At 57.7% G+C, this 9,129-nt stretch carries 8 protein-coding genes and 1 pseudogene; 2 read left to right on the forward strand and 7 right to left on the reverse strand.

Annotated elements, in window-relative coordinates; all coding sequences use genetic code 11:
• From L692_RS0124775 to L692_RS0124810, 7 genes and pseudogenes are all read right to left on the reverse strand, one after another.
• A partial coding sequence (locus L692_RS0124775) for a metallophosphoesterase (RefSeq protein WP_025702611.1) occupies positions 1-541 on the reverse strand: 541 nt, incomplete at its 3' end.
• 50 nt (positions 542-591) lie between these two features.
• A pseudogene (locus L692_RS33715) lies at positions 592-903 on the reverse strand (DUF3891 family protein).
• Between the two features lie 12 nt (positions 904-915).
• Complete coding sequence (locus L692_RS33720) at positions 916-1,104, reverse strand: hypothetical protein (RefSeq protein WP_232238860.1); 189 nt, start codon at positions 1,102-1,104, stop codon at positions 916-918.
• Positions 1,101-1,778: an MBL fold metallo-hydrolase gene (locus L692_RS30150; protein ID WP_232238861.1), complete on the reverse strand. Its 678-nt coding sequence runs from the start codon at positions 1,776-1,778 to the stop codon at positions 1,101-1,103. The genes L692_RS33720 and L692_RS30150 overlap by 4 nt, the downstream gene beginning before the upstream one ends.
• 153 nt (positions 1,779-1,931) lie before the next feature.
• A complete protein-coding gene (sdhB, locus tag L692_RS0124800; RefSeq protein WP_025702612.1) occupies positions 1,932-2,696 on the reverse strand; it encodes a succinate dehydrogenase iron-sulfur subunit in 765 nt (254 codons plus the stop codon).
• Between the two features lie 48 nt (positions 2,697-2,744).
• Entirely contained in the window at positions 2,745-4,490 is a 1,746-nt protein-coding gene (gene sdhA, locus L692_RS0124805; RefSeq protein ID WP_025702613.1) for a succinate dehydrogenase flavoprotein subunit, read from the reverse strand.
• 7 nt (positions 4,491-4,497) lie between these two features.
• Positions 4,498-5,175, reverse strand: coding sequence for a succinate dehydrogenase cytochrome b558 subunit (locus L692_RS0124810; RefSeq protein WP_025702614.1), 678 nt, complete (start codon positions 5,173-5,175; stop codon positions 4,498-4,500).
• Between the two features lie 448 nt (positions 5,176-5,623).
• On the opposite strand from L692_RS0124810, the gene L692_RS0124815 reads away from it, so the two are divergent.
• Together L692_RS0124815 and thrS are read left to right on the forward strand one after the other, a co-directional pair.
• The gene (locus tag L692_RS0124815; RefSeq protein ID WP_025702615.1) at positions 5,624-6,532 is read left to right on the forward strand and encodes a LysR family transcriptional regulator; all 909 of its coding nucleotides are present in this window, start codon (positions 5,624-5,626) and stop codon (positions 6,530-6,532) included.
• A 403-nt stretch (positions 6,533-6,935) separates the two neighbouring features.
• Entirely contained in the window at positions 6,936-8,849 is a 1,914-nt protein-coding gene (gene thrS / locus L692_RS0124820) for a threonine--tRNA ligase (protein WP_025702616.1), read from the forward strand.
• Positions 8,850-9,129: the final 280 nt, after the last annotated feature.

The following is a 9,129-nucleotide window of genomic DNA, read 5'->3' on the forward strand; positions in this document are numbered from 1 at the left end:
GGACATGTCCGTTGCGCAGCACCCGGAAGCCCGCAGCCTCCAGCAGACCGACCAGCTTCTCGGCATGCTTGTAATCATGATTGCCCAGCACCGCGTATTTGCCCATCGGAGCCGTCAGACCGGCGAACAGAGGAACCGATTCCTCCAAATCCTCCGGATAGCTGTCGACGATATCGCCGCTGAAGCAGATAAGGTCCGGCTCCGCCTTCCGGATATGGCTTATCAGCCGCTTGACGTCCCCGGCATCCTTGTTGAAGCCCAGATGCACGTCGCTGAAATGGACAAGCTTCATTCCCGAGAATGCGGCCGGAAGCTCCTTCCAATCCAGCGTCAGGCGGCTGATATCGAGCCAGCGCGTTTCTCCCTGCCAGCTGTAGCCGCCCGTCAGCAGACCCGCGCCGATCAGCGCCGCCGCTCCGCGGGCCAGAAACTGGCGGCGCGTTATTTTTCTGCCGCCTGGACCTGGGGGTACATCGGCCAAATGGCCTTGTCCGCCGCCGCTCGCGGATGTTATAGATTTATTCTGCGCCGGTTCGTTCATTGGCCGTTTCCCCCCTTTCGCGTCTGGTTTCATTGTTCTCCCTGCTCCCGTTAATTCCGCTTCACCGAATATTCACGCAGCCCCCAGCTTAAACCGAGGGCTTCTCCCAGCGACACGCTTCCCTGCAAGTCATCATTCCAGAAAGGCGTCTCGTCCAGATCAATCCATCCCCGGTCATGATGGCCTATCGCATACAGCACTTCATCCAGCCTGCGCCGCCGGGGAACCTGCTACATGCGGAACCGCGCCGCAAATTCCCCGGCCAGCAGACCGTGGTCATGCTGCTTGATCATGACAAACTTCTCACCCTGCTCCCGACAAATCAATGCTATTCCTCCCGAGTACATTCCATTTCCATGCATGAATTACCGAGATTATACCATATTTGCCCGGCCTGCCATGAAATAATCCAGTCCCTGAAGCAGATCATCAGGCAGTTCATCCGACTGCAAAAAGGCTTTCATTTCGTCAGCCACCCTCTCCCGGTCATGGCCGAACACCTCTACAATCCGGGCCAGCTTCTCCCAATGGGCCAGATCGCTCCGGAATTCTTCCCCGCTCATCGGGATGCCGTGCGATTCCACATACCACCGCGCGTTATACCCGTATGCGGCGGAAGCAGTCTCAAAAAGGCGGCGCTGGTGTACTTGCGCGGGCCGCCGTAAACGGACGGTCCCAGCGCATCGCCAAGGAACAGCACCCGATCCTTTCTGACATGCACAATGCAGCTGTCGCCGGAATGGTCCCCTCCGATGTGAACCATTTCGCATATAACGCCCCCAAGATCAAGGGCAATCCGGTCCTGGAACAGAATGTCCGGCTGGACGATTTCAATATCGCGATTTTCTCCAAACTCCTTGCGGATGTCCGCCGCGCTGTCTTCGTTGATGATTCCTTGACGAATCAAATCCAGCAGACAATCATCAGACCAGTCCAGCCCCGACAGCGAAGCAAGCGCCCGGCCTGTCTCCACATGCGCCACCGCCGGGAGGCTCCAGGCCTGCATGCCAAACGAATGATCCCAGTGCCAGTGGGTCAGCGCGAGCAGCTCCGGCGGACGGACACCGCGCCGCTCAAGCTCCCGGCGGAACAGCTCGGCATGCGCCGGCGAATTGCCGGCATCCATAAGCAGGGTCCGCCGCTCTCCTGTGATAGCCGCGAGTATAGGGCGGTCCGTTTCACGCTCGGCATGCATGATGATGACATGCGGGCTCAACTGCTGATAACGATGCGTCATATCCCGTTCCCCTTTCCGCGCTGACGCGCCTGAACGCATAATATCTCCATGTTGAATCAAATCCGTCCTTTTATCAAGGCAAAACTAAAGGCCGCCGCCGGATCGTCGCCCGGCAGCAGCCCGTTGTAAAGAGTCAGCCGCTCCATATGAAGCTTACATGCCCAGCCACCGCTTGAACATATGCTTCGTCGTCTGCTTGTTGATCTCGGCAATGGAAGTTGTCAGCGGGATGCCTTTCGGGCAGGCGCGGACACAGTTCTGCGAGTTGCCGCAGCCCTCGATGCCGCCATCCGTCATCAGCGCTTCCAGCCGTTCGTCGGCGTTCATCTCGCCCGTCGGGTGAGCGTTGAACAGGCGGACCTGCGATATGGCCGCCGGACCGATAAAATCGGTCTTCGCGTTGACATTCGGGCAGGCCTCCAGGCAGACGCCGCAGGTCATGCACTTGGACAGCTCGTAGGCCCACTGCCGCTTTTTCTCGGCCATGCGCGGGCCTGGACCAAGGTCATAGGTTCCGTCAATGGGAATCCAGGCTTTGACCTTTTTCAGCGCGTTAAACATCCGGGTCCGGTCAATAATCAGATCGCGCACAACCGGAAAAGTGCTCATCGGCTCGACGCGGATCGGTTGCTCCAGATTGTCGATCAGGGCGGCGCAGGCCTGGCGCGGCTTGCCGTTGATGACCATGGAGCAGGCGCCGCATACTTCCTCCAGACAGTTCGATTCCCAGCATACCGGGACCGTGGCCTCGCCCTTGGCGTTGACCGGATTACGCTGGATCTCCATCAAGGCGCTGATGACGTTCATTCCCGGACGGTAGGGAAGATTGAATTCCTCCGTATAAGGCGCACTCTGCGGATCGTCCTGGCGGGTGATAATAAATTTCACATTTTTGGAAGCTGCCGCTGTTTCCGCCATCTGTTTCCCCTCCTGAAAGTTTTGGTAGACTTTGGAGCATTGTCCGATTTATTTGTCCTTGGTGTAGTCGCGGACCCGCGGAGGAATCAGCGACACATCGACCTCCTCGTACGAAATCTTCGGCCCGTCCGGCGTCCAGGACGCCTTCGTCGTCTTCAGGAACTCCTCGTCACGCCGCTTCGGAAATTCCGGCTTGTAATGCGCCCCCCGGCTTTCGTTCCGCAGCAGCGCGCCCAGCGTCATCGCCTCGGCCAGCTCCAGCATGTTCCACAGCTGCCGGGTGAAGGCGACGCCCTGATTGTTCCAGCGCGAGGTATCGGTCATGTTGATGTGATGATAACGCTCTTTCAGCTCTTTAATCTTGCCTATGGTCGCCTCCAGCTTCACGTTATGGCGGACCACCGTCATATTGGCGGTCATCCACTCGCCCAGCTCTTTGTGAAGGACATAGGCGTTCTCCGTCCCGCTCATGCCAAGGAGCGATTCATACTTGTCCTGCTGCCCGCGCCGGGATCTGTCGAACACGGAAAGGGGCACGTCCTGTGCCGTTTTGTTAAGCCCCTTAATATACTCCACCGCCTTTGGCCCCGACACCATGCCGCCGAAAATGGCCGATACGAGCGAGTTCGCGCCCAGCCGGTTCGCGCCGTGATACTGGTATTCGCATTCTCCCGCCGCAAACAGGCCGGGAATATTCGTCATCTGGTTGTAATCGACCCACATGCCGCCCATGGAGTAATGGACCGCCGGGAAGATTTTCATCGGGATTTTGCGCGGATCATCGCCCATGAATTTCTCATAAATTTCGATGATGCCCCCGAGCTTGACGTCCAGCTCCTTCGGGTCCTTATGCGACAGGTCCAGATAAACCATGTTCTCGCCATGAATGCCAAGTCCCTGATCGACACAGACGTTGAAAATCTCGCGGGTGGCGATATCGCGCGGCACCAGGTTGCCGTAGGCCGGATATTTTTCCTCAAGAAAATACCACGGCTTGCCGTCCTTATAAGTCCAGATGCGTCCCCCCTCGCCGCGCGCCGATTCGCTCATCAGCCGCAGCTTGTCGTCGCCGGGAATGGCTGTCGGATGGATCTGGATGAACTCCCCGTTCGCGTAATATACGCCCTGCTGGTACACGGCGCTTGCCGCCGTCCCGGTGTTAATGACCGAGTTGGTCGTCTTGCCGAAAACAATGCCCGGACCGCCGCTCGCCAGAATGACCGCGTCCGCCGGAAATGTCTCAATCGCCATCGTGCGCAAATCCTGGGCGCAAATGCCGCGGCAGACGCCTTCATCGTCAATCACGGCGGAGAGAAATTCCCAGTTCTCATGCTTCGTTACGAAGCCTTCGACCTCCCAGCGGCGCACCTGCTCATCCAGCGCGTACAAGAGCTGCTGGCCAGTTGTTGCGCCCGCGTAGGCCGTCCGGTGATGCTTCGTTCCGCCAAACCGGCGGAAGTCAAGCAGCCCCTCCGGCGTGCGGTTGAACATGACGCCCATCCGGTCCATCAGGTGGATGATGCCCGGAGCCGCCTCGCACATCGCCTTGACCGGAGGCTGGTTGGCAAGAAAGTCGCCGCCGTATACGGTGTCGTCAAAATGCACCCACGGCGAGTCGCCCTCGCCCTTCGTGTTGACGGCCCCGTTGATGCCGCCCTGCGCGCAGACCGAGTGCGATCTTTTGACCGGAACGAGCGAGAACAGATGCACATGAACGCCGGCCTCCGCCGCCTTGATGGTTGCCATCAGGCCGGCCAGGCCGCCGCCCACGATAATGATATCGGCTGTTGCCATGACAGGTTCACTCCCTTACTTGGATGACAGTATTTACGGCTTCGGCAATAGCCTCGGCGGTCTTGAACTCGCTGTCACGGAACGTGACGAGCGACAGCAGGAACATGAACGTCACCAAAACGAACAGGCCCATGCATATATAGGACGATACCCGCTGCGAGCGGGGGCCAATCGTGATCCCCCAGCTGACGAGGAAGGACCACAGCCCGTTCGCAAAATGGAAGCAGGCCGCGACGATGCCGACGATATAGAAAGCCAGCCACAGCGGCTGGGGCACGATCTCATGCATCACGCCGCCCAGCTCTTCATGCGTAACGTTGCCAAGCGCCACTTGAACCCGGGTTTCGTACAAATGCCATATGATAAAAACAAAGGTGACGATCCCGCTGACCCGCTGCAGCGTATAACGCCAGTTGCGTTCCAGGTTGTAGCGGTTCAGATTCGGCTTCGACTGGTAGGCGATGTACAGTCCGTAGACGCCATGGTACATCAGGGGAAGCCAGATAAACAGCAATTCCAGGAAGAAGACAAGCGGCAGGCTGTTCAGCCACAGCACACTGTCTTTGAAGCCGTCAGCCCCCTTCTCCACCGCCGAGAAATTCGTCAGCATGTGCTCGATGAAGAAGAAGGCGAGCGGAATGACGCCGAGCAGGGAATGAATTTTTCTGGAATAGAAGCCTCTCATATGGCCGTGTCCCCTTTCCGAATAAAACCGTTTTCATTAATCAGCATACACCTGCGGGGCGTCTGTTGAAACAGGGAATCGGAGGGTGTCTGCCTCCCAGGCACCTGTCCATTTGCGGCTCTTCCGCTCCCGATAAGGCTTTGCTTCATCTTTCACAAATTGTGAATATCTTGTGTCACTTTGTATGTTACTCCTTTTCAGCTTATAAGGGAATTGCAATCTAATTATTATACGTTATAAGATATATGCATAAGAATATGAATCACACTTGACCGGAGCAAAGAAAAGTCCCCAAGAAGAAAGAAACGCCTGACGGCGTCCCCCAGGGACACAAGTACGTTTCTCGTAGAAATATACGGCCTCTTTTAAGCGTGAAACCTATAACATTCTTATATTTTGAGAAAAAGGGAACGCGCCCACTTTGGAGCTGGCGGAAGGAGCGCAAGCGATGTTTGACGACCTTGATATTTTTGCGGCTGTTGTAGAGCAGTCCAGCCTAAACCGAGCTTCCCGTCAACTAAATTTGTCACAGCCTGCCCTGTCGCGCAAAATATCCAAGCTGGAGGAGCGGCTCGGCGTCTCGCTGTTCAACCGCTATGGCAAAAGGCTGGAGCTGACCGAGGTGGGGAGGCTGGCCTACGCCTACGCTCTGGAGCAGCGGCAGCAGCGCTTCAAATTCCTGGAGGCGATCTCGAAGTTCAAGCAGGGCGAGCCGCTGTCCGTTGCGCTGGGAGCCAGTCTGACCACGATCCAGACCACTCTGCCGCCCCTCGTAAGCGCATACATGGAGAAATACCCGGCCGCCGAGCTGAAGCTGATTACGGGCAAGACGCATGAGATCGTCACCTCGGTGCGGGAAGGCGTGTGCGAAATCGGGCTGATCGCTTCCGCCACCGCGGAATCCGGCCTGCGCTGCTTCCCGCTGTTCGAGGACCAGCTGCGGCTCGTGATCGCAGGACATCATCCCCTCGCCCTGCTGCCCCGGCTTGAGATGGAGCATCTGGCGGGTCTGCCGATGATCCTGTTCTCCAAAGGAACCTGGTACCGCCGCATGACGGACGACCTGTTCCGGCGCAGCGGGGTGCAGCCGGATATCCGCATGGAGATTGATTCCTTCGAGGCGATCATCCGGCTGCTCCCGACAATCAAGGCGGCGGCGCTGCTTCCCGGCTCCTATCTTCGCCCGGAGCTGCTGTCGGGAGGCGGGCTGGCCTCCCTGCACATCAAGGAGCTGGAGCGTACCCAGCGGACCACCTGTCTGATCTACCGCGATACCGGCGATTTAAGCGCGGCGGCGCGCAGTCTGGTGCGGGTGACGGAAGAGGTGTTCCATGAGGGCAAGCCGGCAGCTCTTTAAAATTGGCGCTTGACTAGACCTCGGAACGTGAGGTAATGTAATATCCATCCAATTTAACATCCCATCAGGCAATGACCAAAGACATGATTTCCTTCACGGGCCGTCCAGAGAGAGAAGCTCCGGCTGAAAGCTTCTCCGGCAACCGGATGTGAAATTACCCCTTTGCAGCCGTTGCGCTGAACCCGTGAGACGAAAGGCTATACGGCAGTATGCGGCACCGCGTTATCCCCGTTACCGGATACCAATGAGGACTTGCAGCGTCAGTGTCCGGCAGCAGCCGGGGCATTACTCGCCGCAGGTCGAATCAGGGTGGAACCACGAGCTTAAACGCACTCGTCCCTTTGTGGATGAGCTGCGTTTTTTTGTATTTTCCCCAAATAATCAGGAAATGGAGGCTGGACAGATGGAAATCGAAGTAACTTTACCGGATGGCGCAAAAAGGAGGTACATGCAAGGCACGACCATTGGACAAGTGGCGGAATCCATCAGCACCGGACTGAAAAAACAGGCTGTGTCGGGGATCATCAACGGAAAGGCGGCGGATCTGGGTGAACCGATCAATCAAGACAGCCTCCTGCGGCTGGTTACGCTGGACAGTCCGGAAGGACTGGAAATCTACCGGCACACTGCGGCGCACATTATGGCCCAGGCCATTAAACGCATATATGGTTCCCGGGCGGTCAAGCTTGGCATCGGGCCGGTGACAAGAGACGGGTTCTATTACGACATCGACATAGAGAAGCCGCTGACGGACGGCGATCTCGCCGCAATCGAGCGGGAGATGGAGCATGTGATCAAGGAGGATCTCCCGATCGTCCGCCGGGTTGTCAGCCGCGAAGAAGCCGTCCGCATCTTCGGAGAGCTGGAAGAGCCGCTTAAGCTGGAGCTGATCGCCGGGCTGCCCCGGGATGCCGTTATCAGCATCTATGAGCAGGGCGAATTCTCCGATCTGTGCCGCGGTCCCCATCTTCCGGCGACAGGCCGCGTCAAGGCATTCAAGCTGCTCAGCGTCGCCGGAGCCTACTGGCGGGGAGATTCCGGCAACCCGATGCTCCAGCGGATTTACGGAACCGCGTTCCCGAAAAAGCCGCAGCTGGATGAGCACCTGCTGTTTCTGGAAGAGGCCAAAAAACGCGACCACCGCAAGCTCGGCAAAGAGCTTGAGCTGTTCATGTTCTCCGAGGAAGCGCCGGGAATGCCCTTTTACCTGCCGAACGGGATGACGATCCGTAACGAACTGGAGAATTTTGCGCGGGAACTGCAAAGACAGCGGGAATATCATGAAGTGCGCACACCGCTGATGATGAATAACCGGCTCTGGGAACAGTCCGGGCATTGGGATCACTTCAAGGATAATATGTATTTTACCGATGTGGACGAAACCAAATATGCCCTCAAACCGATGAACTGTCCGGGCCATATGCTCATTTACAAGAACAATCTGCATTCCTACCGGGAGCTGCCCATCCGGCTGTCGGAATTCGGGCAGGTGCACCGCCATGAGCTGTCCGGGGCGCTGGGCGGGATGATGCGGGTCCGCACCTTCTGTCAGGACGACGCTCACCTGTTCATCCGGCCGGAGCAAATCGAGGAAGAGATTGGCCGCGTCATCGCAATGATCGACCATATTTACCAGGTCTTCGGCTTCCAGTACACCGTCGAGCTGTCAACGCGGCCGGAGGATTCCATGGGCTCCGAGGAATTGTGGAACGAAGCGGAACAGGCTTTGCAAAAGTGTCTGGATAACAGCGGCATCCCGTACCGCCTCAATGAAGGCGATGGGGCGTTCTATGGTCCGAAGATCGACTTTCATATTCTGGACGCGCTGAAACGGAGCTGGCAGTGCGGCACGATCCAGCTGGATTTCCAGATGCCCGAGAAATTCGATCTTTCCTATATCGGCGAGGATGGCCGCAAAGCCCGTCCGGTCGTCATTCACCGCGCCGTGTACGGCTCGCTGGACCGGTTCATGGGAATCATCACCGAGCATTACGCCGGCGCCTTCCCGCTCTGGCTTGCGCCGGTTCAGGCGAAGCTCCTGCCCGTGTCGGAGAAGTTCAACGGATACGCCTTCGAAGTGAAGAAATCGCTGGAGGACGCCGGTATCCGCGCCGAACTGGACCTGCGGGACGAGAAGCTCGGCTACAAAATCCGCGAAGCCCAGCTGCAAAAATCGCCGTACATGCTCATCCTTGGCGAGAACGAACTCGCCTCCGGCCATGTGTCGGTGAGAAAACGGGGCGAAGGCGATCTCGGCTCCCGAAGCCTGAAGGAGCTGATCGGGCAGATAACCGCAGAAATCTGCGCCAAACGATAACATATTGCCGCTGTTATAGGGCGCAGACGAAACAGCGAAGAGACTGCTCCCTGAGTCATCAAGGTGACCGAGAGCAGCCTCTTGTTCTATAATGCCTGGGATGAGTAGGCGCGGGCAGGCTTGCCGCTTCTTCCCCGCGTGCCGCTCAATTCGCCGATTGCTTGACAGTGACGGTTTCCGCCAGCGCGACAAGCAGAAACAGGACAGCAATGCGAATCGCGAACCGGTAAGGCCGGCGGAGGCCTCCGCCCCTCCGGACACTTCGGAAGAAACCGGTCCG

Origin of the sequence: Paenibacillus forsythiae T98 (genome assembly GCF_000520735.1) — a bacterium.
Taxonomy (GTDB): domain Bacteria; phylum Bacillota; class Bacilli; order Paenibacillales; family Paenibacillaceae; genus Paenibacillus_AQ; species Paenibacillus_AQ forsythiae.

What these genes read in the sequence shown, in the direction of transcription:
- L692_RS0124810 (WP_025702614.1), bottom strand. Translation starts at nt 5,175, where the DNA reads ATGAGAGGCTTCTATTCCAGAAAAATTCATTCCCTGCTCGGCGTCATT.
- sdhA (WP_025702613.1), bottom strand. Translation starts at nt 4,490, where the DNA reads ATGGCAACAGCCGATATCATTATCGTGGGCGGCGGCCTGGCCGGCCTG.
- thrS (WP_025702616.1), top strand. Translation starts at nt 6,936, where the DNA reads ATGGAAATCGAAGTAACTTTACCGGATGGCGCAAAAAGGAGGTACATG.
- L692_RS33720 (WP_232238860.1), bottom strand. Translation starts at nt 1,104, where the DNA reads ATGAGCGGGGAAGAATTCCGGAGCGATCTGGCCCATTGGGAGAAGCTG.
- L692_RS30150 (WP_232238861.1), bottom strand. Translation starts at nt 1,778, where the DNA reads ATGACGCATCGTTATCAGCAGTTGAGCCCGCATGTCATCATCATGCAT.
- sdhB (WP_025702612.1), bottom strand. Translation starts at nt 2,696, where the DNA reads ATGGCGGAAACAGCGGCAGCTTCCAAAAATGTGAAATTTATTATCACC.
- L692_RS0124815 (WP_025702615.1), top strand. Translation starts at nt 5,624, where the DNA reads ATGTTTGACGACCTTGATATTTTTGCGGCTGTTGTAGAGCAGTCCAGC.